This is a genomic window from Streptomyces sp. NPDC006296, assembly GCF_040613235.1.
In the GTDB taxonomy this organism is placed as follows: Bacteria; Actinomycetota; Actinomycetes; order Streptomycetales; family Streptomycetaceae; genus Streptomyces.
This window is the reverse complement of sequence record NZ_JBEXRT010000033.1, coordinates 44,323-69,675: the sequence shown is the minus strand read 5'-3', so window position 1 is coordinate 69,675 and position 25,353 is coordinate 44,323. Positions and strand designations below refer to the sequence as shown.

The window sequence follows — 25,353 nt, the reverse complement described above, 5'->3', positions numbered from 1 at the left end:
GCGGCGCATTTCGGCCCGGGCCGCACCCCGTGGGGCCGGACGCGCGGGTGCCCGGCGTCACGGAGGACGCCGGGCACGTGTGCGCAGGTACGACGGTCAGGCGCGGCCTGCGGTCTTCTGCGTCTTGCGGGTGATGGAGTCGATGACCACCGTGATGAGAAGAACAGCACCGGTGATCATGTAGTTGATCGGCGTGGCGATGCCTTCGAGCGCGAGGCCGTACTGGATCGAGACGATCACCATGACGCCGAGCAGGGCGTTCCAGGTGCGGCCCCGGCCACCGAAGAGGCTGGTGCCGCCGATGACGGCCGCGGCGATGACGTTCATCAGGAGGTCGCCGGCGCCGGAGCCCTGGTTGGCCGCCGCGATCTTGGAGGCCCAGAACAGGCCGCCGACCGCCGCGAAGGTACCGGCGATGGAGAAGACCGAGACCCGGATCGCGGTGACGTTGATACCGGCGCGGCGGGACGCCTCGACGCTGCCGCCGAGCGCGAAGATCTTCCGTCCGTAGGAGGTGCGGCGCAGGAGGAAGTCCGTACCGACCAGCACGACGAGGAAGAGCACCAGGGCCAGCGGGAGGCCGCGGTACTGGTTGAACATGAACGCCGCGCCGAAGGCGAACACCGCGAGCGCGACGGTGCGGACCACGATGTCCACGAGCGGCCGGGCGGGGATGCCCGCGGCCTCACGGCGGCGGGTGTCCAGGAATGCGGAGAGGAAGTAGCCGATCACCGCGACGGCGGCGAGGCCGTAGGCGGCCGCGACGTCGGAGAAGTAGTACGTGGTCAGGTTGCCGACCACGCCGTCGCTGTCCAGGTTGATCGTGCCCGTGTCGCCGAGCAGCTGGAGCATGAAGCCCAGCCAGAACAGCAGGCCGGCCAGAGTCACGGCGAACGCCGGGGCGCCTATCCGCGCGAAGAAGAAGCCGTGGAGGGCTCCGATGACCGCGCCGCTGGCGATGGCGACGAGGATGGCGAGCCACTCGTTCATGCCGTGGGTGACGCTGAGCACGGCGACGACCGCGCCCGACACACCGCTGACCGAGCCGACCGAGAGGTCGATCTCGCCGAGCAGCAGCACGAAGATGATGCCGACGGCCATCATGCCGGTCGCCACCATCGTCACGGCGATGTCGCTGACGTTCTTCGCCGAGAGGAACTCGGAGTTCAGGCTCTGGAAGACGACGCAGATGATGAGCAGGCCGACGATCACCGGGATCGAGCCGAGGTCACCGCCGCGCATCTTGCGCTTGAACTCGGTGAGGTAGCCGGCGAGGCCCTGCTCGCGGACGAGCAGCCGGGGGTCGACCACGGTGTCGGCGCCCTTGGCCGCCTCCGGGTTGACCACTGCGGTGGACTTCTTGTCGGTTGTCACTTCTGGGCCTCCGCGTTGCGCGCCGCACGACGGGTCACGGCGTTCTCCGTGGCACCTGTGATGGCGGAGATGATCTCTTCCTGCGAGGTGGTCTTCACGTCGAAGATCCCGTTGTTCCGGCCCAGCCGGAGCACCGCCACCTTGTCGGCGACGGCCTTCACATCGGCCATGTTGTGGCTGATGAGGATGACCGCGTGGCCCCGCTCGCGCAGTCGCTCGACGAGGTCGAGGACCTGAGCGGTCTGCTCGACGCCGAGCGCGGCGGTGGGCTCGTCGAGGATGACGAGCTTGGGCTCGCCCAGCATCGAGCGGGCGATGGCGACGGTCTGGCGCTGACCGCCGGAGAGCGACGCGATCGGGATGCGGACGCTGGGGATGCGGATCGACAGCGTGCTGAGGAGCTCGCGGGAGCGACGCTCCATCTCGACCTCGTCGAGGATTCCGTACTTGCGGAGCTCCCGGCCGAGGTAGAGGTTGCCGACGACGTCGATGTTGTCGCAGAGCGCGAGGTCCTGGTAGACGGTCGCGATCCCCAGGTTCTGGGCGTCGTTCGGCTTGTTGATCTGGACGGGCCGGCCGTCCCACTCGATGACGCCGTCATCGATGGGGTGCACCCCGGCGATCGTCTTGACCAGCGTTGACTTGCCGGCGCCGTTGTCACCCACCAGGGCGACCACCTCGCCGGCGTGGACCTCAAGCTCTACGTCGGTGAGCGCCTGGACGGCACCGAATCGCTTGGAGACCCCTCGCAACGCCAGCACGGGCGTAGCGGACACGTGAACCATCTCCTTCGCCGCCTGACCCGGCGGGGATGCCGCGCCTGGGGGAAGGCGCGGTGGTCGAGCAGAAGAAATTTCGGAAGAGCGTCCGAGGCGTTCCGTCCGGCGCCCCGCCCGGTAGCGGGACAGTTGGTGGGCGCGGCGCCGGACAGGCTTCGGGCCGCCCGGCGCGCCCCGCGGGGCCGGCCGGGCGGACGGGTACTACTTCAGGCCCGCGGAGCTGCAGGCGGCCTTGTACTTGGCCGTGCAGATCTCGTCGAGCGTCCAGATGCCGTCCTTGATGACGGTGTCCTTGATGTTGTCCTTGGTCAGCGAGACGACCGGGACGAGGACGGTGGCGATGCCCTTCGTGCCGGCGTTGTCGATCTTCGACGTGGCGATGGAGTCGAGCTTCTCGCCCTTGGCGAGCGCGACGGCCATCTCCGCGGCGATGATGCCTTCCTGCGGGTAGGACTTGTAGACGCTCATGAACTGCTCGCCGCTGACGATGCGCTGCACACCCGCGAGCTCGGCGTCCTGGCCGGTGACCGGCGGGAGCTTGGAGAGCCCGGCGGACTTGAGGGCCTGGATGATGCCGCCGGCCATGCCGTCGTTGGCGGAGTAGACGCCGTCGATCTTGTCCTTGCCCAGGGCCGTGATCGCGCCCTCCATGTTGGAGTTGGCGTTCTCCGGCTTCCACTCCTTGGTGTCGTACTCCTTGCCGTAGGTCACCTTGCCGTCGAGGACCGACTTGGCGCCCTTCTTGAAGAGTGCGGCGTTCGGGTCGGTGATCGAGCCGTTCATCATGACGACGGTGGGCTTGGCGGCGTCGCCCAGGGCCTCCAGCAGGGCCTTGCCCTGCACGCGGCCGACCTCTTCGTTGTCGAAGGAGGTGTAGGCGTCGATCGGGCCCTCGGCGAGGCGGTCGAAGGCGACGACGGGGATGCCGGCGTCCTTGGCCTTCTTCACGCTGTTCTCGATGGCCTTGGCGTCGACGGCGTCGATGATGAGCGCGTCGACCTTGCCCGTGATCATGGTGTCGACCTGCTGCGCCTGCAGCGTGGCGTCCTGCCGGGCGTTGGCGTAGGTGACCTCCGCCTTGCCGCCGGTCAACTCGCTGACCTTCTTCTCGATGATCGGCTTGTCGAACTTCTCGTAACGCGCCGTGACGTTCTCGGGAAGGAGCAGACCGATCTTGAGGTCGTCGCCCTTCTTGGCCGACTCGGAGCTGGTCTTGTCTCCGGACTCCTTGGCACTTCCGCAGGCTGCGAGCGAGACGGCCATGGTGGTGGCGGCAACGGCAACGGCGGCACGACGCATGCGCGTGTTCATTTCGAACCTCCCTGACGAGGCCGCGACGTTGCGGCCGAGGTGGCTGGAAGTCAACTCGGCCGCGAGGCCAGCGTCAAGGAGTAAATTCTTAACGAGATGACAACGGTGCCATTCGTTATCTAAGTGAAGGCAGGAGTCGCCGTGGGGAAGGTGCTGTCCAAAAGGGTCGAATCGCCCATCTCGCTGAGCACGAGAGCCAGCGCGCCCAGCACCTCGGCCCGCCCGCCGAGGGCCCCGGGGAGCACGGAGAGCTGCCGCGCGGCGCTCGGGATGGCGTAGCGCGAGACCGAGTCGCGGATGGGCGACAGCACCAACTCCCCCGCTTCCGCGAGGGATCCGCCGAGGACGACCCGGCTCGGGTTGAGCAGGTTGCACAGGTTGGCGACCCCGCTGCCGATGTACCGGCCGACGTCCCCGATCACCCGGCGGCAGCCCGGATCGCCCTCGCGGGCCAGCTGGACCATCCGCTCCATGGTGAGGTCGGGGCCGTGACTGGGCCTGAGCAGCGGCAGGACGTACCGGGCGGCGGTGAAGGTCTCCAGGCAGCCGCGGTTCCCGCAGCGGCAGACGGGGCCGGACTCGTCGAGGGTGATGTGGCCGATCTCACCGGCCGTGCCGCCGGGGCCGCGGTAGATGTGCCCGTCGATCACCAGACCGGCGCCGACACCGCTGGCGACCTTGATGTACGCAAGGTCCTTGACGCCCCTGCCGCTGCCCCAGACCAGCTCCCCGAGCGCCCCGAGGTTGGCGTCGTTGTCCACGTAGACCGGCACCCCGAGGCGCCCGGCGAGCTCCTGGCTCGGGTTGATGCCCGTCCAGCCCGGCAGGATCGAGGTGGAGCCGAGCGTGCCGGACTCGACGTCGATGGGGCCCGGGACGCCGAGCCCGACGCCGATGACCTTGCCGGGGCTGATCCCGGTGGTCTCGATCAGCCGGTTGACCAGCTGCTCGGCCCGTCCGAAGCCCTGGGCCGACGAGGCGTCCACGTCGAGCGGCTCGGACTCCTCGGCCAGCACCTGATGGGCCAGGTTGCCGATGGCCACCCGCAGGTGGGTGTGCCCGAAGTCGACCCCTATGACGATGCCCGCGTCCCCGCTCAGGGACACGCTCCTGGCGCGGCGCCCGCCGGCCGAGGTGGGGGTGACCTCGACCGTGCCGCCCTCCTTGAGCTCACGCACGATGTTGGAGACGGTGGCCGCGGAGAGGCCGGTGCTTCTGGCGATCTCGGCCTGGGTCAGCGACCCCGCCATCCTCACGGCACGTACGACCCGCTCGAGGTTGGCCCGATGCAGAGACGTCTGCGACCCCGGAGTCTCCATCGACTCACCACTCCTGCCGTTTTCTCCAACATGTGAACTCTAAGCTGAGCGTTTTGCGGTGCCCCCCGTCAAGACCTTGAGCAGCCGCAGCCTCCGCCGGGCACCGCGCTCCGCTTCTCGGCCGGAACGCGGGCGGCGGGCGGCCGGAACCCGGTCGGCCCCCTGCCGCCCGCCTGAAACTCTCGAACGAGCGGGACGCGTTCCGGACTGCGGATACGCCCCCGGGACGCACCGCATCCCCCAGGGACTGGAATCAGCCATTTCCTGGAATCGAGCACACGAGTCCGGGCGAGCCGGGCCCGGCAGCAGGGGCCGGCCGGGCCCGTATGCACACGGACTTCTGTACGTCCATGAGTTTTTTCGAGACATGATCGTTGTGCGGCGGAACGCCCCTCCCCGGGCGTAGGGAGGAGCCTGGCCGGCCGACGGGACGGCGGCTCGCGGGGCGGTCCGGAGCGGTTCAGGGGCAGTTCCGAGACGCTTCCGGGGCGCTCCCGAGGGTGACGGGACACGCCTTGCGGGGCGGTCCGGCGGACGACGGGGCGGGGCGGCGGCTCCCGGAGCGCCGCCGTCGGACGACGCCGTCGCGCCCGGACGGACACCCACGGTGAGCGGCCCCTCAGTCGCACCCCCGCCGGGCCGGCCCGCCCGCCGGACCGGGCCTACACCGCCCCGCCGGAGCACGGTCAGCGACGGGTGAAGCGGGTGAGGGTCACGCCGTTGGAGAAGGACGTCCGCTCGGCGACGTCGAAGAGGGTGGGGTCGAACTCCCCGTCGAACACCGGGATCCCGGACCCGGCGACCACGGGATAGCTCTTGATGTTCAGTTCGTCGATCTCGGGGAGCAGCGCCCCGGCCAGGACGCCTCCGCCGCAGAGCCAGATGTCCAGCCCCTCCTCCTGCTTGAGTCCGCGCACCAGGGCGAGCGGGTCCTCGGCGACCACGGTGACGGCCGGATCGATGTCCGGGTCCAGGGTGCTGGACACGACGTACTGGCGCAGATGGGCGTAGGGGCTGCTGAAGCCCGCGTCCAGGCCCGGACGGTAGCTGCCGAGCCCCATCAGCACCGTGTCGAAGCGCCGGTTGGGGGTGTCCGTGAGGCCCGCTGCGGCACGGGCGAAGGTGGGGACCGTCTCCGGGTGGCGGGTGTTGACCGCGGCGGCGTAGTCGGCCGCCTGCTCCTCGTCGCCCAGTGGGAAGAAGTCGAACTCGCCGCCGGGTCCCGCGATGCGGCCGTCGAGGGTGACGGCCACGTAGTACACGAGCTTCCGCATGATCTCCCCGTTCATAGTACTCTGATTGAAGTGGTCTGAACGTAGTACTACAGCTGGAGTGGTGTCAATGGTGCGCAGGAACGACGCGCGGCGGGCGGCCCTCGTCGACGCCGCGATCGAGGTGCTGGCCGCGGAGGGGGCGCGCGGGCTCACCTTCCGGGCGGTGGACACGGAGGCGGGCGTCCCGGGCGGCACCGCCTCCAACTACTTCGCCAACCGGGACGACCTGCTCACCCAGGCGGGCAGCCGGGTCTACGAGCGGCTGCGCCCGGACGGGGCGACGGTGGAACGGCAGCGGAACGCCTCACCGGACCGGGAGACCTACACCCGGCTGATGCACGAACTGGTCGGCAGGGTCAGCGCTTTCCGCACCGGCTATCTGGCCCTGCTGGAACTGCGCCTGGAGGCCACCCGGCGGCCCGGGCTGCGGGCGGTGCTGACCGAGCAGGTGCGCGCGGACGTCGAGGCCAACGTGGCCTACCACGAGGCGTCGGGCCTGCCCGGCGACGCCACCGCGGTCCGGCTGCTCATCCTGGCCTTCAACTGGCTGATCGTCGAACAGCTCACGCTGCCCGGGGTGTTCACGGAGGCCGAGCGCGACCGGCTGGTGGAGGCGGCCGTCGACCGCATCGTGACGGGATGAGGGCGGCCGTCCGCCCCGCGGACACGCCTCCGTCACCGCGTGCCGGAGGGACCGGCGCACGGTGACGGAGGCGGGACGGGCGGGTCCGCTACTTCAGCGCCCCCGCCGTCAGCCCGGCGACGACCTGGCGCTGGAAGACGACGTACGCGGCGAGGACCGGCAGCATCGCCATCACCAGCCCCGCGAAGAGGCCCGACCAGTCCCCCTTGTAGCCCTGGCTGGTGGCGAGTTCCACGAGGCCCTGGGACAGCACCTTGCCGTCCGGGTCGGTGTTCAGCACCGTCGGCAGCATGTACTGGTTCCACTGCCCGAGGAAGTTGAAGATGCCGACGCTGATCAGACCGGGCTTGGCCATCGGCAGCATCACCTGGAAGAAGGTCCGGGTGTGCGAGGCACCGTCGAGCAGGGCCGCCTCGGCGATCGAGGTCGGCAGCGTCCGGAAGAACGAGGTGAGGAAGAAGACGGTGAACGGCAGCGAGTAGGCGATGTAGACCAGGATCAGCCCGTGCACCGAGTTCAGCAGGCCCATGTTGTTCATGACGAAGAACAGCGGGACCAGCGCCAGGATGATCGGGAAGCTCATCCCGCCGATGAAGAGGAAGTAGATGAAGCGGTTCCCCGGGAAGTCGAACCGCGCCAGCACGTACGCCGCCATCGAGCCCAGCAGCAGCGTGCCGATGAGCGAACCACCCACCACCAGGATGGTGTTGAGGAAGTAGTCGCTCATGTGCGCCTGGTTCCAGGCACGCGACCAGTTCTCGAAGTGGAGCCTGTCCGGCAGGGCCCAGGGGGTCGACAGGATCGAGTCGTCCGTCTTGAAGGACGCCATCACCGCCCAGAGCAGCGGCATGATGACGAGCACCGCCCAGATGACCAGCACTCCGTGCGAGAAGACGTTGAGGACCCTGCCCTCGCTGCTCTTCGCCGGCTCCCCCACCGGGGCGTCCGTCTTCGTCACCGGCGAGCGCGGTGCCGGGACGGCGGGCGGAGTCTCAGTGACCTTCATGGTGCTCACCTCGTGCAACTGTCGGGCCGGCCCCCGGGACCGAGCTGTTCCGCGTGCCGGTGGTCCGGCCGCCGCTCCGCGCGCTGTCCGGCATCAGAACTCCAGCCGCTCACGCCGGCCGAGGCGCATCACGATGCCCGCGAAGAGCATGGTGACGATGAGCAGCCCGACGCCGATCGTGGTCGCGTAGCCGGCCTGGGCGTCCCGGAAGGCCGTCTGGTAGACGTACAGCGGCAGGACGGTGGTGGAGTAGTCGGGGCCGCCCGGGCCGACCGTCATGACCTGTACGGCGGTGAAGGCCTCGACGCCGAGCGCCAGGATGCCCATGTAGACCCAGCCGGACTGCACGGTGTCCCAGAGCAGCGGCAGCGTGATCCTGAAGAAGGTCGTGATGCGGTCGGCGCCGTCGAGCAGCGCGGCCTCGTAGAAGTCCTTCGGGATGGAGGCCATTCCGGCGGAGAAGAGGACGACGAAGAATCCGACCGTCGACCAGATCAGCACGACCATCACGCAGTACAGGGCCAGATCGGGATCGCCCAGCCAGTCCGGCTGGAGACTCCTGAGCCCGACGGCCTTGAGCGTCGAGTTCAGCATTCCGGACGTCGGGTTGAAAGCGAACTGGAAGAGCAGCGCCACGATCACGATCGACAGCACCTGCGGAAAGAAATAGGCGATTTTGTAGAACGAGGAGCCGCGCACTCCGGCGACCGCGGCGTTCTTCCGCCGACGGCCGCCGACATTGAGCATGAAGGCGAAGAAGAGTGCGAGGCCGAGCGTCACCAGCGGCAGCAGCAGCGCGAGCAGCACACTGTGCTGCAGCGACTTCCAGAAGATGTCGTCGTCGAGCATCCGGCTGTAGTTGTCGAAGCCGACCATCGCGAAGTCGGGGCTCAGCCCGGTCCAGTCCGTGAACGAGTAGTAGATGGACTGGACGAAGGGCCAGATCACGAAGATGGCGTACAACGCCAGTGGGGCGACGAGGAACCCCACGATGAAACGGTACTTGCCGTGCTGCACGTTTACCGACCCCGATTTCCGAGCGGGTGCCGCCGCTGGTGACGGTTGCTCACTGGTGCTTGTAGTGCTTGATGGACTGGTCCTTGGCCGCGGCGTCGGCGAAGGCCTGGATCTTCTTGATGGTCTCCGCCGGGGTCGCGCGGCCGGCCATCATCTCGCCGATGCCGGCGATACCGATCTGCTCCTTCTGGAGCTTGACGTACCAGTCCTGCAGGCGCGGGTTCACGACGTTGTCCCCGGCCTTCTCCAGGACGTCGACGCCGGACTGCATGGCGGTGGACAGCGTGAGGCCGTCGGTGCCGCCGTTGAAGGCGCTGAGGGACTTCACCGAGCTGGTGAAGTTCTTCGAGGACTCCTCGCTGAGCATGATGCGCAGCTGCTCCATGCCGCCCTCGGGGTTCTTCGCCTTCGCGGGGACGACGAACGGCTCGCCGCCGGAGGCCCAGATCGTGCCGTAGGGCAGCTTGTCGGAGGAGTCCAGGCTGGACGGCGCGCCGACCATCATCTTGAAGTCCTCGGGCGTGGTGGGCGCGGCCTCGTTCTCCACCCAGGAACCGTTCGGGATGAAGAGCGCCTTGCCCTTGGTCCACTCGGTCTGCGACTGGATGTGGGTGAGGCCGGGCGTGCCCTTGAGGATGTAGCCCTTCTTGAAGAGCTCGTAGTACGCCTCGAAGGCGGCCTTGACGGCCGGGTCCTTCCAGGCGTTCGGCTCCAGGTTGTCGATCTTGTCGAGGACCTCGCGGCCGCCGATCTTGCCGATGAAGGGGTAGAGCGAGAAGGGCAGGTAGTACGGGTACTTGCCGGGGTACGTCCAGCCGGCGATGCCCTTCTTCTTCGCCTTCTCGCACAGCGCGAGCATGTCGTCCCAGGTCTCCGGGTACGCCGCGTCGAGCTTCTCCAGGTTGGTCTGCGAGTACCAGACGCCGTAGACGGTGTACGCGTAGTACATGATCCAGACCGGGTCGCCGTCGAACTGGCCCATCTCCAGGACACCGGGGCGCAGCGTGTCGCGGACCTTCTTGGCGGGGTCGTCGTAGGACGGGGCGTCCATCAGCGGTGTGAGGTCGGCCAGCTGCTTCTTGCCGACCAGGACACCCATGTCCATCTGCTCGGCGCCGGAGTTGTCGATCAGGTCCGGCGGGGTCCCCCCGTTGAAACGGGGCTGCAGCGTCGACTGGATCTTCTCGGTCGCGGCGTGCTTGACCTTCGGTGCGCCGGGAAAGGCCGCGTTGTACTTCTTCTCCGCGTCGATGGCGTACTGCTCGCCGAAACCGCCGTTGAAGATGACGACCTCGAGGGCGGCGGTCTCGTTGACACCGAGCGGGTTCTTGGCGCTCTTGGTGCCCTTCTCGACCTTTTCGTCACTTCCGCTGTCGCTGCTCGCACAGGCCGACAGGAAGCTCATCGTCGGTACGGCGATCAGGCCGAGTGCGGCAGAACGCTTGATCACATCGCGACGGCCAAGGCCCTCATTCGTGCGGCCGGAGGTGGATCCCATGCTCAAGTCCTCGCCTTCTCCAGGACTCAGGCGGTGTACCGGTCACCCGTAGTGAATTCGCCTCAGGCGAAGGGTCCCGCACCGCGGTCAGTTGCGCTTGGGTGGTGCTGCTTGCCGGAATACCAGATGCAGTGGGGGACGTCCGGGGGAACGCACGGCGGGCCACCTCACGCGCCCACAGCTGTTCCGCCCTCCCCCGTGCCCGCGCGCCGTTGTGAAGCGGCTGTGCGGACGCCGACAGGTATAGTCCACTCCTCGCCGACTGAGCAAGATCGAATGCAGGGTTGAGCGGCAGTCTTTCCCGAGTTGAGACCTCACGGACACCTCCGCCCCGCGCGCCTCCGCACGGAAACGCCTTTTCCCGCAATACGGTCGAATCACCGGCGTCGCCGTCGCGCAACACCCTTGACACACGTGGTCACTTGGCTCCCTACTGGAACACGCATCCTGCAATGACAACGTTGTCCAATGCATGCCCCCAGGAGGAACCGCTCCGTATGCAGCCCCTACGTGGTCCTCAGCTCGGCTCGCGCCCCAGACACGGCAGATCCGCCGTGACCCTCGCCGCCGCTCTCGTCATGACCCTGGCGGCCCCCACCGCCGCTCTCGCCCAGCCGTCCGGCACCGCCGGGAAGCCCTCCGGCGCCCCCTCGTTCAGCTCCTCCTTCGAGGCCGACGAGAAGCAGCCGGACTGGCGCAACACCGTCGAAGAAGCCCCGGACGGCTCCAAGAAGGCCTCGGGTGTCGACGGCGGCTTCTCCTCCGGAATACCGGGCAACGTCACCGATCAGGTCACGGACCTGCGCGCCAGCGGCGAGAACAGCGCCGGCGGCGAGGTCAAGGAGAACCTGACCGACCTGGAGCCCGGCACCAAGTGGCTGGCCTTCAAGCCCACCGGCTGGGTCGAGTTCGACCTCGCCGCGCCCACCAAGGTCGTGACCTACGCCCTCACCTCGGCCAACGACCACGCCGAGCGGGACCCGAAGGACTGGACCCTCAAGGGCTCCACCGACGGCACGACCTGGACGGATCTGGACACCCGCACGGACCAGACCTTCGCCAAGCGCCTGCAGACCACGTCGTACGACTTCAGCACGGACACGGCCTACCGGCACTTCCGCCTGGAGATCACGAAGAACAACGGCGCCTCCGACGCGCTCCAGCTCGCCGACGTGCAGTTCTCGAACGGGGACGCCTCCGCCCCCGCCCCCGACGAGATGCGCACCCAGGCCGACCGCGGGCCCTCCGGCTCCCCCACCGCCAAGCAGGGCGCCGGGTTCACCGGGAAGAAGGCCCTGCGCTACGCGGGGACCCACAAGCCGGACGGCCGCGCCTACTCGTACAACAAGGTCTTCGACGTCGACACGGCGGTCACGAAGGACACCCAGCTCTCCTACCTGGTCTATCCGCAGATGGGCGAGACGGACCTGAGCTACCCGGCGACGCACGTGGCGGTGGACCTGGCCTTCACCGACGGCACCTACCTGAGCGAGCTGAAGGCGACCGACAGCCACGGCGGGCTGCTCACCCCGCAGGGCCAGGCCGACGCCAAGCGCCTGTACGTCAACCAGTGGAACAAGGTGGCGTCCCGGATCGGGACGGTGGCGGCCGGCAAGACCGTCGACCGCATCCTGGTGGCGTACGACTCCCCCAAGGGCCCGTCGAAGTTCCAGGGCTGGATCGACGACATCTCGATCGCGCCGAAGGCCCCGGAGAAGCGCAAGGCGCACCTCTCGGACTACGCGTCCACGGTGCGCGGCACGAACTCCAGCGGCGGCTTCTCGCGCGGCAACAACTTCCCCGCCACCGCGGTCCCGCACGGCTTCAACTTCTGGACCCCGGTGACCAACGCCGGTTCCACGAGCTGGCTGTACGACTACGCGCGCGGCAACAACGAGGACAACCTGCCCACGCTCCAGGCGTTCAGCGCCAGCCACGAGCCGAGCCCCTGGATGGGGGACCGCCAGACCTTCCAGATGATGCCGTCGGCGGCCTCCGGCACGCCCGACGCCTCCCGCACGGCCCGGGCGCTGCCCTTCCGGCACGAGAACGAGACGGCGACCCCGCACTACTACGGGGTGACGTTCGAGAACGGCCTCAAGGCCGAGATGACGCCGACCGACCACGCGGCGCGCATGCAGTTCACCTACCCCGGTGACGACGCGAGCCTCGTCTTCGACAACGTCTCCAACGACGGCGGCCTCACCCTCGACGCGAAGACCGGTTCCTTCACCGGGTACTCCGACGTGAAGAGCGGCGGCTCCACCGGGGCCACCCGCCTCTTCGTGTACGGCACCTTCGACGCGCCGGTCACCGACAGCGGCAAGCTGAAGGGCGGGGGCGGGGACGACGTCTCCGGGTTCTTCCGCTTCGACGCGGGCAAGGACCGCACGGTGGGCCTGCGCCTGGCCACCTCGCTGATCAGCGTCGACCAGGCGAAGAAGAACCTCGCCATGGAGCTGCCGGCGAAGTCCTCCTTCGCCAAGGTGAAGAAGGACGCGCAGAAGGCCTGGGACAAGATCCTCGGCAAGGTCGACGTCGAGGGGGCGAACGCCGACCAGCTGACCACGCTCTACTCCAGCCTGTACCGGCTCTACCTCTACCCGAACTCGGGCTTCGAGCAGGTCGACGGCGTGAGCACCTACGCGAGCCCCTTCTCCCCGCAGACCGGCACGGACACCCCGACCCACACCGGCGCCAAGATCGTCAAGGGTGAGGTGTACGTCAACAACGGCTTCTGGGACACCTACCGGACGACCTGGCCGGCGTACTCCTTCCTCACGCCGAAGCAGGCCGGGAAGATGGTCGACGGCTTCGTGCAGCAGTACAAGGACGGCGGCTGGATCTCCCGTTGGTCCTCCCCGGGCTACTCCGACCTGATGACCGGCACCAGTTCCGACGTGGCCTTCGCCGACGCGTACGTCAAGGGCGTCGACTTCGACGCTGAGGCGGCCTACGACGCCGCGGTCAAGAACGCCACGGTGACCCCGCCGTCCCCGGGTGTCGGCCGCAAGGGCATGGACACCTCGGTGTTCACCGGATACGCCGACACCTCGACGCACGAGGGCCTCTCCTGGTCGCTGGAGGGCTACCTCAACGACTACGGCATCGCGCAGATGGGCCAGGCCCTCTACAAGAAGACGAAGAAGCAGCGGTACAAGGAGGAGTCCGCGTACTTCCTCAACCGGGCGCAGAACTACGTCAAGCTCTTCGACGACAAGGCCGGCTTCTTCCAGGGCCGGAAGCCGAACGGCGACTGGCGGCTGCCCGCCGACCAGTACGACCCGCGCGTCTGGGGCTACGACTACACGGAGACCAACGGCTGGGGCTACGCCTTCACCGCTCCGCAGGACAGCCGGGGCCTGGCCAACCTGTACGGCGGTCGTGACGGTCTGGCGAAGAAGCTGGACACGTACTTCTCCACCCCGGAGACCGCCGGGCCCGAGTTCGTCGGGTCGTACGGCGGCGTCATCCACGAGATGACGGAGGCGCGCGACGTGCGGATGGGCCAGTACGGGCACAGCAACCAGGTCGCCCACCACGCCACGTACATGTACAACGCGGCCTCGCAGCCCTGGAAGGCACAGGAGAAGATCCGCGAGGTCCTGAGCCGGCTGTACACCGGCAGCGAGATCGGGCAGGGCTACCACGGCGACGAGGACAACGGCGAGCAGTCGGCCTGGTACCTCTTCTCCTCGCTCGGCTTCTACCCGCTGGTCATGGGCAGCGGTGAGTACGCGATCGGCTCGCCGCTCTTCACGAAGACCACGGTGCACCTGGAGAACGGCCGCGACCTGGTGGTCAAGGCCCCGAAGAACAGCGCGACGAACATCTACGTCCAGGGCCTGAAGGTCAACGGCAAGAAGTGGAACTCCACCTCGCTGCCGCACGACCTGCTCGCCAAGGGCGGTGTGCTGGAGTTCGACATGGGCTCCACGCCCTCGAAGTGGGGCACCGGCAAGGACGCGGCCCCGGTCTCCGTGACCCAGGACGACAAGGTGCCCTCGCCCCGGGGCGACGTGCTCAAGGGCGACGGCGCGCTGTTCGACGACACCTCCGCGACCTCGGCCACCGTCGAGTCGGTGGAGCTGCCGGCCGCCGCGGGCACCAAGGCGGTGCAGTACACGCTGACCTCGGCGACCGCGGCGAAGGCTCCCGAGGGCTGGGTGCTCCAGGGCTCCGCGGACGGGACCTCCTGGAAGGACCTCGACAAGCGGTCCGGCCAGACGTTCGCGTGGGACAAGCAGACCCGGGTGTTCTCGGTGGGGACGCCCCAGGCGTTCGCGAAGTACCGGCTGGTCAGCACCAAGGCGGCGACGCTGGCGGAGATCGAGCTGATCTCCTGACCGTCTGAACGGAGTCACCGGCCGGGGGCGGCCATCCGCGTGTGCGGGTGGCCGCCCCCGGTGCATGCTGCACGGCATGCCCGCACGCCCGCGGGTCACCGGCCGCCCTCCTCGCCGTCGCCCTCGCACCGGCCGCCGGCGCCGGGGCGCGGGTCGCCGCCCCGGCGTGCCACCCGTACGACCGCCCCGGGAACGACACCGCCGCCGTCCCGCCGGAGGTCTCCCCCGCGGCGGCCCACCGGTCGCTCCTCCGCCCCGCGGCCGGGATCACGGTCGCCCTCGGCGCCCCGGCGGTCGCGGGGCTGCCGGCCGTGCGGCGGCACCGGCGGCGGCGTACGGCCCGAGGCCCTGACCCGAGGCCGGTGGCTCACCGTCCGAGGTCCTGACCCGGCGTCGGCAACGCACCGCCCGGGGTCCTGACCCTGCGTCGACTCCCCCGGGGCGCGGGCGCCGGATGCCCGGGGCCACCGGCTCCCGCGTCGCCGCACGCCTCCGACCTGCGGAACCAGCGGTCGGCGTGGGCTAGTCAGGGCATATTCACGCGCTTTCACGGTGTCCCGGCCGACCTTTTCGACGATCCATGTCATCTCTTAGGCGATCAGGTGATCAGTACGACAATCATTCCAGCTTCAAGGAGTTCAGCATGCGCATGTCCTCTTCTCACCACTCCACCGGCGTCCGCACGGCCACCAGGGTGACGGCCGCCCTCGCCGTCGCCGGCGCCGTCACGATGGCCGGGGCCCCGGCCGCGTCCGCCGTCGGCGAGAGCGGTGACATCGACGTCCGTTCCGTCAGCTGGCACTCGCGCGGTGACCGCAACGGCGTGGAGGTCTGCCAGTTCGTCCTCGTGGCGAGCAACTTCGGCGAGCTCCCCCAGCTGGTCTGGACGATCACCGAGCGCCCACCGGGAAACACGCTGACGAACACCCTGCCGCTCGTGGAGGGCAAGGCACGCAGCCAGGAGTACCTGCTCCCGGAGGGCACCTACACGCTGAGCTGGACCGTCGGGGCCGTGCCGAAGCAGAAGAGCTTCGAGGTCGACTGCTCGCGGCCCGAGCGGGAGAGCGGTCAGGGCGGCGGTCGCGGTGAGGGCCGGGGCACGTCCGAGTCCGGCGCCCAGGCGGGCGGGAGCGGCAAGGGCGCCGGCGAGATCCACGACCGGCCGTCCGGCGCGGTTCCCGCGGGCGGCGGCGGTGTGCCGGACATGGAGAGCGTCAGCGCGCAGAGCGAGTCGGAGGCGGGCATCGGCACCCCGGCCGCCCTGGTCGCCGGTGCCGCCGGAATCGCGGGGCTGATCATGGTCCGTCGATCCGCACGCCGCCGTGCCCGCAACGAGGCCTAGCACGGGCGGTCGACGGCGGCGGGGTCCGAGCCGTGCATGCCGGCTCGCGATGACCCTGAGCGTGACCTTCTCGCTGGTGACCGGTGCCGTGTGGGCGTGTTCGGACTCGTCCGAGAGCGCCGCACCGGTCACCGCCGCCCGCGGCAGCGATGCCGCGGGCGGCGGGGCGCCGCCGTTCCGCAGGGCACCTCACACGCCGCAGGAGAAGGTGCCCGCCTCGCACGCACCGCTGGTGCACTCCCGTCCGGTGAAGGTCGCCGTCCCCGCGATCTACATCGAGGCCCCGGTCACCGGGCTCACCCTGGACGGGAAGGGCCGGCTCGGCGCTCCCCCGCTCAGCAGGCCGAAGGTGGTGGGCTGGTACCACGGGGGTCCGTCCCCGGGGGAGGCGGGGACCTCCCTGCTCGTCGGCCACCGGGACACCGCGACGGGACCGGCCATCTTCCTCAATCTCAACGCCCTGCGCCGGGGTGACACCGTGAAGGTCACCCGGGCCGACCGGCGGACCGCGGTCTTCACCGTCGACGAGGTGAAGACCTACACGAAGGACAGGTTCCCGGACGAGAAGGTGTACGGCGCCACCGGGCGTCCGGAGCTCAGACTCCTGACCTGCGGCGGGCGCTTCGACAAGAAGGACGGCTACTCCGCCAACGTCGTCGTCTTCGCCCACCTCACGTCGCTCGGGAAGAAGGCGGCCTGACGCGGGCGCCGCACGGAACCGGCCGGTACCCCGGGGCGGGGTACCGGCCGTTCGTGCCGTGCGGTCAGCCGACCCGGCAGCGGAGCGCGAGGGCCGGATCGGGGGCCCCGCCCTCCGAGACGTAGCCAAAGGTCGTGGACGCACCGGGGGCCAGTGAGCCGTTCCAGCCCGCGTTGTGGACCATCACCTCCTGGCCCTGCACCGTCATCGCCCCGCTCCAGAGGCTCGCGACGCTCTGTCCGGCGGGCTGTGCCCAGTCCACCATCCAGCCGAGCATGGGCACGGTTCCGGAGTTGGTGACCTTGACCTCCGACTGGTAACCGCCTTTCCAGGTACCGGTGGTGGTACGGCCGGCCGTGCAGGCTCCGGGCGGGGGCTCGGTCGGGGTGGTCCCGCCGCCGTCCTTGACCCCGGTCACCTCTCCGTCACCGCCGTCGAAGACCACGTCGGAGCAGGAGTAGAAGGTCTCCTGGCTGTCCGAGCGCTGCCACACCATGTAGATGACGTGGCGCCCCTCCTTGTCCTCGGGCAGTGCGCCGGTCCAGCGGTAGTCCGCCTCCACCGTGCCCGGACTGCCGTTCAGCGGCGGGTGGTCGACGGAGAGGAAGGGGGATTCCTCGACGTCGTCCCAGGTCAACGCCTGCGTGGGGTCGTAGCCGTCCTTGGTGATGTAGACGTGGAACCAACCCGGGTGCGCGGCCCACGCGTTGTACGAGAAGTCGATCGTGGCGCCCTCGGTCAGGTGCGTCAGCGGCCAGTCGGCACTCGGCGTGTTGAACCCGGTGAAGTTGGTGTTGCCGCCGCTGCACAGCTCGCCGTCGGGCACGAAGCCGCGGGTGCGGCCCGCTCCGTCGGAACGCAGCACGGAGAACCAGTTGTAGAACGGAGTGGTCCCGCTCACCTGCGCGGCGGTCCGGCAGGCGGGATTCACGGGCTTGATCTCCCCCGTGTCGGTCAGCCCGTCCTGCCAGCACAGGAACGTGCGGCTGGCGGGCTTCATGGGTGTGCCGTGCGCCTCGGCCCTCTCCCCGGTGGTGAGGACGAGTCCGAGTGCGGGGATGGTCGTGAGCAGGGCGAGCAGGGTGAGCAGGACTGCTCGGGGGCGGGTGACGCCCAGTAATCGGTGTCCTGACAGATGGATCACGATGTACGTCCCTTCGCTGCGGCGCCGGGTGGGGCCGGGATGCGATGCGAGCTTGGGAGCGCTCCCATGAGCGGAGAGTAGCGCCGCCCCCCTTCCGTGTAAACGCCTTGCACAGAAAGGGTTCTGCTCCTCTTCCGGGTGACGTGGGGCGCCTCTCCGCATACGGCCTGGGGGTACTCGGTAGCGTCCGGGCCATGCCGCTCCCGAAGGACCTGGACCCGTACGCGAACCCCCGCGCCTTCTACGGCGCCGAGCTGCGCCGGCTGCGCGAGGCGGCCGGACTGTCACAGAACGAGCTGGGCGAACGGGCCTTCTGCTCGGGCACGTACATCGGCCTGTTCGAGTCGGCCGAGCGCCGGCCGCAGGTGGACATCTCCCGCGCGCTGGACGATCTGCTGGGGAGCGGCGAGCACCTTCAACGCCTGTGCCGGCTGGCGCGTACGTCGAAGGTGGCGGGGTACTTCGCCGACGCGGCGGAGCTTCAGTGGCAGGCCTCGTCCATCGGGAGTTACACGTCGATGCTCGTCATGGGTCTGTTGCAGACAGAGGCTTATGCACGGGCGCTCACCAGGTCCGCCCATCCCTTCGCCAGCGCGGAGGTCGTCGAAGGGCACGTCCGGACCCGTATGGAGCGCGCCTGCCTCCTCGACTCGGCCGATGCGCCGGTGCTGTGGATGGTGATCCACGAAGCCGCCCTGCTCCTGCCTGTGGGCGGAAACGCGGTGATGGCCGAGCAACTCAGTCATCTCGCCGAACAGACATCGTCACGCCATCGCCTCATCACGCAGGTGCTGCCGTTCTCCGCCGGGGCAAATCCCCTGATGCATGGGTCGACGACGCTGATGCAGTTCACGGAATCACCCTCCGTCGTGTACACGGAGGGCTCCTACAGTGGCCAACTCGACGAGGAGCCGCTGCTGGTGGAGCAGTACAGCTCCGCATACGATCTGGCCAGGGCTGCCGCGTTGTCGCCGGAGGCGTCCCTGGACCGGATCGCCTCGGCGGCGAAGGAGTTCGCGACGTGATGAACACCGCACCCCGGAGCACGCCCCTGTGGCGCAAGTCGTCCTACAGCAACGGGGACGGCGGAGAGTGCCTGGAGGTCGCCGACGGCTTTCCAGGCCTCGTCCCCGTCCGCGACAGCAAGGACCCGGACGGCCCGGCCCTCGCCTTCACCGCCACGGGCTGGACGCACTTCGTCGACGCCCTCAGGACCGGCTCGCTCTAGGAGCGCGGCCGGCCCGTGCGGGCCGGCGCCGCTCCGGCTCAGCCGATGGCGTTGAACAGCCTGTCCGGCAGGGCCATGTTCAGCGCGGAGACCACCGGCTTGCCGTGTTCGGTGCCGAGGCGGGAGACCGCGCCCGTGGCCAGTTGGAACAGTTCGCCGCTCGCCGGGCTCAGCCGCAGGTAGCGGGCGGTGAGCACGCGCAGGAAGTGCGAGTGGGCCACCAGCGCGATGTCCGCGTCCCCGAGACGGGACGCCGCCGCGCGGACCTCCGCCAGGATGCGGTCCGCCCGGTCGCCCACCTCCTGCGGGCTCTCCCCCGGGTGCTCCTCGGGTCCGGGGGCCACACCGTCGGTCCAGAGGTTCCAGTCCGGGCGGGTGCGCCGGATGTCGACGGTGGTGATCCCCTCGTACGCCCCGTAGTCCCACTCCCGCAGGTCCGGTGCCTCGCGGGGGGCCTTCAGGCCGGCGAGTTCGGCGGTGCGGCGGGCCCGGAGCAGGGGGCTGACCAGGGTCAGCCCGATCTCCCGTTCGGCGAGGAGCGGCACGAGGGCGCGGGCCTGCCGCTCGCCCAGCTCGGTCAGGGGCAGGTCGGTGTAGCTCGTGTGCTGCCCCGACCGGGACCACTCCGTCTCGCCGTGCCGGATCAGGATCAACTCGCCCATGGGTGCTTCCGCTCTGTGCGCCGTGCTCGTACGTGTGTGCCACTGATGGCAACCTGCCGGCCCACGATCGCATTCCGCCCGGCCTCGCGCGGGTCGGCTCGCGGTGGGGCGGCGGCCGGCGCGGGGCCGTGGCCGCACCCGGCGCCCGTCAGATACCGGGGAGGCTCTGCTCGGCCCAGATCGTCTTGCCGGTGTACGTGTGGCGGGTGCCCCAGTCCTGGGTGAGCTGGGCGACCAGCAGCAGCCCGCGGCCGCCCTCGTCGAAGGTGCGGGCCCGGCGCAGGTGGGGGGAGGTGCTGCTGGCGTCGGAGACCTCACAGATCAGGTTGTTGTTGCGGATCAGCCGGAGCTGGACGGGGGCGGCGCCGTAGCGGATGGCGTTGGTGACGAGTTCGCTGACGACCAGTTCGGTGATCATCGCCGCGTCGCTCAGCCCCCAGGCGGCAAGCTGACCGCAGACGTTCTTCCGGGCCTCGGCGACGGCGGCGGGGTCGCAGGGCACGTCCCAGGTGGCGACGTGGGACGCGTCCAGGGCGCGCGTGCGGGCGAGCAGCAGGGCCACGTCGTCGGCGGGGCGTGCGGGGAGGAGTTCCCGGAGCACGGCGTCGCAGGTCTCCTCCAGGGACGGGCCGGAGCGGGACAGCACCTGGCGCAGCGTGTCGATGCCCTCGTCGATGTCACGGCCGCGTGCCTCGACGAGGCCGTCGGTGTACAGGGCGAGGAGGCTTCCTTCGGGCAGTTCGAGCTCGGTGGCTTCGAACGGCAGGCCGCCGAGGCCCAGGAGCGGGCCCGTGGGGACGTCGAGGAAGTCCACGGTGCCGTCCGGGGCCACCAGGAGGGGTGCGGGGTGGCCGGCGCGGGCCACTGTGCACCGCCGGGAGACCGGGTCGTACACGGCGTACAGGCAGGTGGCGCCGAAGTCCCCGGAGGGGCCGTCCGCGCTGTCGGCCTCGGTGGACAGGTGGATGACGAGGTCGTCCAGGTGGGTCAGCAGTTCGTCGGGCGGCAGGTCCACGTCGGCCAGTGTGCGGACGACGGTGCGCAGCCGCCCCATCGCCGCCGAGGCCTGGATGCCGTGCCCGACGACGTCGCCGACGACGAGGGCGACACGGGCGCCGGAGAGCGGGATCACGTCGAACCAGTCACCGCCGACGCCGGCCCGGGGGCTGGCGGGCAGGTAGCGGGAGGCCACCTCGACGGCGGCCTGCCGGGGCATCCCCTGCGGCAGGAGACTGCTCTGCAGGGTGAGGGAGGTGCGGCGCTCGTGGGCGTAGCGGCGGGCGTTGTCGATGCACACGGCGGCCCTGGCCGTGATCTCCTCGCCCAGGAGCAGGTCGTCCTTGGCGAAGGGGTCCGGGCGCCGGTGGCGGGAGAAGGTGGCCACGCCGAGGGTGATGCCGCGGGCGTGCATGGGCACGACCAGCACCGAGTGGAAGCCGTACGCCCGCACCCGTTCGGCCCGCTCCGGGGATTGCCGCTCCCACACGGCCATGCCGTCGGCGGTCACGTCCTGGATCAGCGGCCTGCCGGTGGCCAGGCATTCGGCGACGGGTGAGCCGTCCGGGTAGCCGGCCACCACCCCCTGCGGGACCACGGCCTCGGGGCAGCCCTCCAGGACGGACCGGCAGGCGACCCGGCGCAGCAGGACGGGGCTGCTCGGCGCTCCGGCGGGCGGGTCCTCGCCGCCCTCGATGGCGGGGAGGAGGTCGACGGTGGCGAAGTCCGCGAACTGCGGGACGGCGACGTCGGCGAGCTCCTGTGCGGTGCGGGCGAGGTCCAGGGTGCTGCCGATCCGGCGGCTGGCCTCGTTGAGCAGGACCAGACGCTCCCTGGCCAGGTGCGCCTCGGTCATGTCGTACGCGGAGAGCAGCACCCCGCGCACCCCTCCCCCGGCGTCCCGCAGGGGGACGAGCGAGACCGTCCAGACGGTCTCGGTCTCGTCGCCGGCCACCCGCAGGGCCAGGTGTGCCTGCTGCGGTTCACCGGTCTCCAGCGCCTGCCGCATGTGCTTCTCGGTCCTGGCGGACTGCGGGGCGGCCAGGATCTCCGGCACGCGCAGTCCCTGCATCGCCTCCTCGGGGAGGCCGAGCACGCGCTCCATCTCGGCGTTCGCCCGCCGCAGCCGCAGGCCGGTGTCGTAGAGCGCCAGCGCGGACCGGGACTGGGCGAACGCCCCGGCCAGCAGTGCGTCGTCCTCCCCGGACGCGGGCGGGAGGGCCCGGGGGGACACCAGGAGCCAGTCACCGCCGGGGCCGTCCGCGCTGTCCGGCTCGCGGCGGTAGGCCAGCAGCCGCACGGTGAGGCGGTGGCCGTCCCGGTGCACGAGCGTCACCGTGCCGTTCCACCGGGGCCGCCGCGCCAGGGACCGCAGCGTGTCGGCGGAGGGCGCTTCGTCGAGGAGCCGGCGGGAGGGGCGGCCGACGACCTCGGCGGACGGATAGCCGAGCAGCCGGTGCGCGCCCTCGCTCCATCGGGTGACGGTGCCCTGCGCGTCCACGGTGGCCCTGGCCGCTTCCACGGCGGGATCGTCCGGCCACGGCTCCCGGTCGTTCCGGGTGGCTCCCGATCCCGTCATCGCACCCATCTCGCCCTCTCCTCGGTCTCTCCACCATGGGCCGATGCCCGTCCGCGAGCAACCGATCGGGCCCGCGGACGAGGAGGCGGGAGGCCGTGTGGGACGTGGGGTGCGCGTGGGCGGAAGGTGCGCGCTGGACGTGCGGGACGCCCGGGACGCCTCGGCGCTTGCCCGTCGCGGTCACCGTCCCCCGGGCGTGCGCCTCCGGCCCGTCCGCGTCCCCTGCGGTGAGCCCGCGCCGCCGGGGCGGCCTGCCTGCGGCGGCCGTTCCGGTGGCGGCGCGTGGGGGCCGATCGAGTGCACCGGCCCCTGCCGCCGTCCACGGGGCCCGGCACGGGACGGACGCACGGGCGCGCGGCACAGGGCCACGGCACGGGCGCGGCACGGGTCCCGGTTTCGCGTCCCCTCCGGTGCCGGGCGATCCGGGCGGACGTGCCCCGCCGGTCACCCCTGTTCCCGGTCCCCCGGGTCCCGCCGGTCCTCCTGCTCCCGGTTCCCGCCGGTCTCGCCGGGTCCCGCCGGAGGTCCAGGCCCCGCCGGAGGGCCCGGTGGGTGGCATCCGGCGGAGGTGGCGGCCGGTGCGGGCCGTCACGGCGGAGCCGTCGTACGGAGCCGTCAGGCGGAGCTGTCGACGACGGTGACGGTGTACGGCCGGTCGGTGTCCGCCGTGACGCGGACCTCGCCGTTCTCGCGGACCACCTCGTACGTCGCCGCCACCGCGCCGGTGCGGTCGGGGACGGTCACCGTGCGGGTGAAGTCGCCGGTCCCGGCAGGGGCGAACACCCGGAGTTCGAGGCCGTCGAGCCACTCGCCGTCCGGGCGCGACTCGTCCGCGCCGAGCGCCAGGACCGCGCCCTGGCGGACCAGGAGGGGCAGGCTGTCGAAGCCGTGGGTCTCGCGGCGCCAGGCCGGGCCGGTGACCGTGTCGCCCGTCAGCAGGCGGGTCCAGGTGCCCTCGGGCACGTAGTACTCGACCTCGCCGTCCTCGGTGAAGACCGGGGCGACCAGGACGTCCGGGCCCAGCAGGTACTGCCGGTCGGCCGTGCGGGCGGTCGGGTCCTCCGGGAACTCCAGCAGCAGCGGGCGCATGGTCGGGACGCCCGTGCGGTGCGCCTCGACGGCGGCGCCGTACAGATAGGGCATGAGACGGTGCTTCAGGCGGGTGAACTGCCGTGCCACGTCGACCGCCTCGCCGCCGAACTCCCACGGCACGCGGTACGACGACGAGCCGTGCAGCCGGCTGTGCGAGGAGAGCAGGCCGAAGGCCAGCCAGCGCTTGAAGACCGCCGGGTCGGGGGTGCCCTCGAAGCCGCCGATGTCGTGGCTCCAGAAGCCGAAGCCGGACAGGGACAGCGAGAGGCCGCCGCGCAGGGACTCCGCCATGGCCTCGAAGGAGGACCAGCAGTCGCCGCCCCAGTGGACCGGGTACTGCTGGCCGCCGGCGGCGGCGGACCGGGCGAAGAGGACGGCCTCACCGGGGCCGCGTTCGGTCTCCAGGAGCTCGAAGACGGCCTTGTTGTAGAGGTGCGTGTAGTAGTTGTGCATCCGCTCCGGGTCGGAGCCGTCGTGCCAGACGACGTCCGTGGGGATGCGCTCGCCGAAGTCCGTCTTGAAGCCGTCGACGCCCTGGTCGAGGAGGACCTTCAGCTTGGCCTGGAACCACGCGGTGGCCTCGGGGTCGGTGAAGTCGACCAGCGCCATGCCGGCCTGCCACTTGTCCCACTGCCAGACGTCGCCGTCGGGTGTCCGGACGAAGTAGCCCTTCTCGACGCCCTCCTCGTACAGGGCGCTCTTCTGCCCGATGTACGGGTTGATCCAGACGCAGATCTTCAGCCCCTTGTCCTTGAGCCGGGCGATCATGCCCTCCGGGTCGGGGAACACCGCCGGGTCCCACTCGAAGTCGCACCACTGGTACTCCCGCATCCAGAAGCAGTCGAAGTGGAAGACGCTCAGCGGGATCCCGCGCTCGGCCATGCCGTCGACGAAGGAGGTGACGGTGGCCTCGTCGTACGAGGTGGTGAAGGAGGTCGTCAGCCAGAGGCCGAAGGACCAGGCCGGCGGCAGCGCGGGGAGACCGGTCAGGGCGGCGTACCGGGACAGGACGTCCTTCGGGGTGGGGCCGGCGACGACGAAGTACTCCAGGGTCTGGTCCTCGACGCTGAACTGGACCTGGCCGACGGCCTCGGAGCCCACCTCGAAGGAGACCTTGCCGGGGTGGTTGACGAAGACTCCGTAGCCCCGCGAGGACAGGTAGAACGGGATGTTCTTGTACGCCTGCTCGCTGCTGGTGCCGCCGTCCGCCTGCCACATGTCGACGGTCTGGCCGTTCTTCACGTACGGCGTGAAGCGCTCGCCGAGGCCGTGGACCGTCTCCCCCACCCCGAGGGCGAGTTGGGCGACCATGTGGTGGCCGCCGCCGTCGACGGTGACGAACGCGCTGCCCTTGCGCCCGGCGGACGTCAGGACGCGGCCGTCCCCGTCGAGGAACTCCAGGCCGAAGGTGCCCTCGGTGGGGAGCCGCAGGGTGAGCGGGCCGCTGGTCAGTTCGGCGGCCGTCCCCTCGGTGCGGGTCGTCGCGGCGGACCGCGGTGCGGCGCCCGGCAGTGCGAAGTCGGGGCCCCTGCGGCGCCGTCCGGCGTGGTGGGTGAGCCGTACGGCGATGACGCCCTCGGCCGGGGCGTACGCCTCCACGGTGATCAGCGGGGCGTTCAGGGTGTCGCCGCGGCGCTCGACGCGCTTGACGGAGGCGTAGGCGGCGAGGCGGTCGTCGTCGAGGCGGAGATCGCGGACTTCGGTGGCGTACGAGGCGTGCACACCACTGCGCATCTGCCAGAAGCCGTCGGTGAACTTCATGGGTCTGGTCCTTAGCCGGTCAGGAGGTGCGGGGCGGGACGTCGGGGCGCCTGCGGCGAGCGCGGCTGCGGGTCCTCTCGATTTTGATCGTACACAAAACAAATGTGACCGAGAAGGCCGGAACGGGGCGGGACCTGCCGGATTGCCCGAGAGGGCGCCCCATCGGCGCACACCCTGGATCTGCCATGTTTGCACCACGTGATCGACACGTGACGGAAACGGTCTGGAAACTCCCCCTCCGATGACGTATTAGTACTGCAAGCAAACAAATTGACCTGCCCG

18 protein-coding genes are annotated in these 25,353 nt (G+C 70.2%); 6 read left to right on the top strand and 12 right to left on the bottom strand.

The genetic code is table 11. The features are described 5' to 3' along the window. Positions 1-96: 96 nt before the first annotated feature. The 5 genes from ABZ172_RS22245 to ABZ172_RS22225 form a co-directional block, all read right to left on the bottom strand. Positions 97-1,374 carry a sugar ABC transporter permease gene (locus ABZ172_RS22245; protein WP_356885593.1) on the bottom strand — a complete coding sequence of 426 codons (1,278 nt, stop codon included), beginning with the start codon at positions 1,372-1,374 and terminating at the stop codon, positions 97-99. After that, the gene (locus tag ABZ172_RS22240; RefSeq protein WP_356885591.1) at positions 1,371-2,159 is read right to left on the bottom strand and encodes an ATP-binding cassette domain-containing protein; all 789 of its coding nucleotides are present in this window, start codon (positions 2,157-2,159) and stop codon (positions 1,371-1,373) included. The genes ABZ172_RS22245 and ABZ172_RS22240 overlap by 4 nt, the downstream gene beginning before the upstream one ends. 195 nt (positions 2,160-2,354) lie before the next feature. Then, on the bottom strand, positions 2,355-3,464 hold the full coding sequence (locus ABZ172_RS22235; protein WP_356885589.1) for a substrate-binding domain-containing protein: 1,110 nt from the start codon (positions 3,462-3,464) through the stop codon (positions 2,355-2,357). A 119-nt stretch (positions 3,465-3,583) separates the two neighbouring features. After that, positions 3,584-4,783 (bottom strand): ROK family transcriptional regulator, encoded by a 1,200-nt coding sequence (locus tag ABZ172_RS22230; RefSeq protein ID WP_356885587.1) that lies wholly within the window; start codon positions 4,781-4,783, stop codon positions 3,584-3,586. A gap of 686 nt (positions 4,784-5,469) precedes the next feature. Further along, the gene (locus tag ABZ172_RS22225; protein WP_356885622.1) at positions 5,470-6,057 is read right to left on the bottom strand and encodes a dihydrofolate reductase family protein; all 588 of its coding nucleotides are present in this window, start codon (positions 6,055-6,057) and stop codon (positions 5,470-5,472) included. Positions 6,058-6,124: 67 nt separating this feature from the next. On the opposite strand from ABZ172_RS22225, the gene ABZ172_RS22220 reads away from it, so the two are divergent. Further along, positions 6,125-6,700 carry a TetR family transcriptional regulator gene (locus tag ABZ172_RS22220; protein ID WP_356885585.1) on the top strand — a complete coding sequence of 192 codons (576 nt, stop codon included), beginning with the start codon at positions 6,125-6,127 and terminating at the stop codon, positions 6,698-6,700. An 88-nt stretch (positions 6,701-6,788) separates the two neighbouring features. Here the strand turns inward: ABZ172_RS22220 and ABZ172_RS22215 are convergent, their stop codons facing one another. From ABZ172_RS22215 to ngcE, 3 genes are all read right to left on the bottom strand, one after another. Continuing rightward, positions 6,789-7,706, bottom strand: a complete 918-nt coding sequence (locus tag ABZ172_RS22215; protein ID WP_356885583.1) for a carbohydrate ABC transporter permease — start codon at positions 7,704-7,706, stop codon at positions 6,789-6,791. Between the two features lie 93 nt (positions 7,707-7,799). Continuing rightward, positions 7,800-8,723 (bottom strand): sugar ABC transporter permease, encoded by a 924-nt coding sequence (locus ABZ172_RS22210; RefSeq protein WP_356885581.1) that lies wholly within the window; start codon positions 8,721-8,723, stop codon positions 7,800-7,802. A gap of 49 nt (positions 8,724-8,772) precedes the next feature. Beyond that, complete coding sequence (gene ngcE, locus ABZ172_RS22205; protein ID WP_356885579.1) at positions 8,773-10,221, bottom strand: N-acetylglucosamine/diacetylchitobiose ABC transporter substrate-binding protein; 1,449 nt, start codon at positions 10,219-10,221, stop codon at positions 8,773-8,775. A 497-nt stretch (positions 10,222-10,718) separates the two neighbouring features. Here ngcE and ABZ172_RS22200 point away from each other — a divergent pair, with 497 nt between their 5' ends. The 3 genes from ABZ172_RS22200 to ABZ172_RS22190 all read left to right on the top strand — a co-directional run bounded on the left by ABZ172_RS22200 (position 10,719) and on the right by ABZ172_RS22190 (position 16,609). Continuing rightward, positions 10,719-14,567: a GH92 family glycosyl hydrolase gene (locus ABZ172_RS22200; protein WP_356885577.1), complete on the top strand. Its 3,849-nt coding sequence runs from the start codon at positions 10,719-10,721 to the stop codon at positions 14,565-14,567. A gap of 643 nt (positions 14,568-15,210) precedes the next feature. Beyond that, complete coding sequence (locus tag ABZ172_RS22195; RefSeq protein WP_356885575.1) at positions 15,211-15,909, top strand: hypothetical protein; 699 nt, start codon at positions 15,211-15,213, stop codon at positions 15,907-15,909. Positions 15,910-15,958: 49 nt separating this feature from the next. Next, positions 15,959-16,609, top strand: a complete 651-nt coding sequence (locus tag ABZ172_RS22190; RefSeq protein ID WP_356885573.1) for a class F sortase — start codon at positions 15,959-15,961, stop codon at positions 16,607-16,609. A 64-nt stretch (positions 16,610-16,673) separates the two neighbouring features. Here ABZ172_RS22190 and ABZ172_RS22185 read toward each other — a convergent pair whose 3' ends face one another. Further along, positions 16,674-17,753 (bottom strand): lytic polysaccharide monooxygenase, encoded by a 1,080-nt coding sequence (locus ABZ172_RS22185; RefSeq protein ID WP_356885571.1) that lies wholly within the window; start codon positions 17,751-17,753, stop codon positions 16,674-16,676. A 194-nt stretch (positions 17,754-17,947) separates the two neighbouring features. Here ABZ172_RS22185 and ABZ172_RS22180 point away from each other — a divergent pair, with 194 nt between their 5' ends. After that, entirely contained in the window at positions 17,948-18,778 is an 831-nt protein-coding gene (locus tag ABZ172_RS22180) for a helix-turn-helix transcriptional regulator (RefSeq protein WP_356885569.1), read from the top strand. After that, complete coding sequence (locus ABZ172_RS22175) at positions 18,778-18,981, top strand: DUF397 domain-containing protein (protein ID WP_356885567.1); 204 nt, start codon at positions 18,778-18,780, stop codon at positions 18,979-18,981. Before ABZ172_RS22180 ends, ABZ172_RS22175 begins: the two co-directional genes overlap by 1 nt. Before the next feature lie 38 nt (positions 18,982-19,019). Here ABZ172_RS22175 and ABZ172_RS22170 read toward each other — a convergent pair whose 3' ends face one another. From ABZ172_RS22170 to yicI, 3 genes are all read right to left on the bottom strand, one after another. Continuing rightward, the gene (locus ABZ172_RS22170) at positions 19,020-19,643 is read right to left on the bottom strand and encodes a histidine phosphatase family protein (RefSeq protein ID WP_356885565.1); all 624 of its coding nucleotides are present in this window, start codon (positions 19,641-19,643) and stop codon (positions 19,020-19,022) included. Between the two features lie 148 nt (positions 19,644-19,791). Next, the gene (locus ABZ172_RS22165) at positions 19,792-22,227 is read right to left on the bottom strand and encodes a SpoIIE family protein phosphatase (protein ID WP_356885563.1); all 2,436 of its coding nucleotides are present in this window, start codon (positions 22,225-22,227) and stop codon (positions 19,792-19,794) included. Positions 22,228-22,833: 606 nt separating this feature from the next. Continuing rightward, positions 22,834-25,071 (bottom strand): alpha-xylosidase, encoded by a 2,238-nt coding sequence (yicI, locus tag ABZ172_RS22160; protein WP_356885561.1) that lies wholly within the window; start codon positions 25,069-25,071, stop codon positions 22,834-22,836. Between the last annotated feature and the right edge of the window lie 282 nt (positions 25,072-25,353).